The 1660-nt window shown below is 64.5% G+C and carries 1 protein-coding gene; it reads right to left on the reverse strand.

Annotated features, from left to right (window positions below; all coding sequences use genetic code 11):
* Positions 1-137 precede the first annotated feature (137 nt).
* A complete protein-coding gene (locus BST27_RS30315; RefSeq protein ID WP_069422675.1) occupies positions 138-1535 on the reverse strand; it encodes an IS1380 family transposase in 1398 nt (465 codons plus the stop codon).
* Positions 1536-1660 lie beyond the last annotated feature (125 nt).

Below are 1660 nucleotides of genomic sequence, written 5' to 3' on the forward strand. Positions count from 1 at the left end.
CCTGAATCCACCGATCGACCCTGCGGTGGCGGGCTGAGATCTTGATCTTGATACCGGCTGGTGGTGGGCATGATGGGGCTGCTGGTCTGTCCAGCTTTTCCTGTTGGAGTCCTGGTTGTCGGGTCGGGGTTGGTGGTTTAGGCGCTGGATCGGTGGCTGATGGTGTTGTGCCACAGGGTGATCCATGCTGGTTCCCAGGGCCAGTGGCGGGGTAGGTGCAGGATCGGTTTGCGTTGGGGTCGGGCCAGTCGGGCGGGGATGTTGACCAGGTGACGGCGCAGGGTGGTCCCGCGGGCGGTGCGGTGACTGGTACCGGCCAGTGTTGCGGTGGCGCGGAGCAGGTTGTGGGCGATTGCTGCGCAGATGGCCCAGGCGGAGTTGGCGCCGAAACGCCCGGAGGGGATGTGTGCCAGGGGTCCGTCGATGAGGTCGGCGAAGGTGGTTTCGATGATCGCGTGGCGTCGGTGGGTGATATCGGCGTCGGTGGCCGGTTCGGTGGTGTTGGTGAAGAACGGGTGATACCGCCAGATCGGGAAGAGTCCGTCTGGGGGTTGGGCGGCGTCTTTGACGCGGCGCACGATCAGCCGGGCGGTGACGGCGGGGTAGGTGGGGGTTTCGGACATGGTGTAGGTGGTTTCAGCGACCTCGGCATCAGAGATCCAGGCCCCGGTATCGGGGTCGTGGACCGCGCCGGGGTATTGCACGGGGGTCCAGGCATCATCGGCGATGGTGTCGATGGCGCGTTGCACCGCGGCGTTGCGGGTCAATACCAGCGAGAACACCGCACCGTAGCGGCGGCACACCCGGATCACCGCACGCGATCCATAGGCGCTGTCGCCGCGCACGATGATCTGCCCGCTCACTCCGGCGGCGCGGGCAGCGGTCAGCGCTTGGGCGACCATCCGGGCTGCGCCTTTACCGGAGTTGGCTTTCCCGGCCCGTAACCGGATCCCGGTGACCACCGGGGGCGCGGTGTCGGTGCTCAGCGTGGTGACCAGCGGGGACAGTCCTTTGCGTAGGACCTGTTTGCCGGCGATCTTGGTGTGCCCATAGGAGGCGCCCTGCTTGGCGTGCCCATAGACCGGGCGCACCAATGAGTCGATGTCGACAAAGGCACGCACATCGGACCCGGGCAGCAGATTCACTCGCTGGCACAGCCTGGCCAGGTGTTGGGTGAGCACTGAGTCGAGTTGGCGGGCGTGCCCGAAGGTGAACTCGCGCAACAGGGTTCCCACGGTGGAGGGGGCATACACCCTGCCGAAGAGGGTTTTCATGCCACCGGCGCGGACCAGGTCGACATCGTCGATGTAGTCCGCACCGGCGCACATGCTCGCGATCAGAGTGGCCAGTTTCGGGGCCGGATTTGCCGCCCCGGACTTGACCCGTGTCGAGGTAATGTGAATGTTGTTGTCTAACAACCGCGTCAGCCCTGCCTGCTCAGCTAGGGCCATCACCGGTACCAGGCCCGCGCACGACACGAGGTTGTCCTCATCGAACACAGCAGAGTCGGGGCCGAACGTGTGAGACACTCGCACTGAAAGTGCCTTTCCTGTGCTGGTCGGATTGTTGCGTCGAGAACACCAATCTTTCCAGCTCAGAGGGCACTTTCTTCATTCCGACACCCCGACAACCAGCCAATTCATCGGTGGATCAAGGCTAA

Source organism: Mycobacterium intermedium, from assembly GCF_002086275.1.
Lineage (GTDB): Bacteria > Actinomycetota > Actinomycetes > Mycobacteriales > Mycobacteriaceae > Mycobacterium > Mycobacterium intermedium.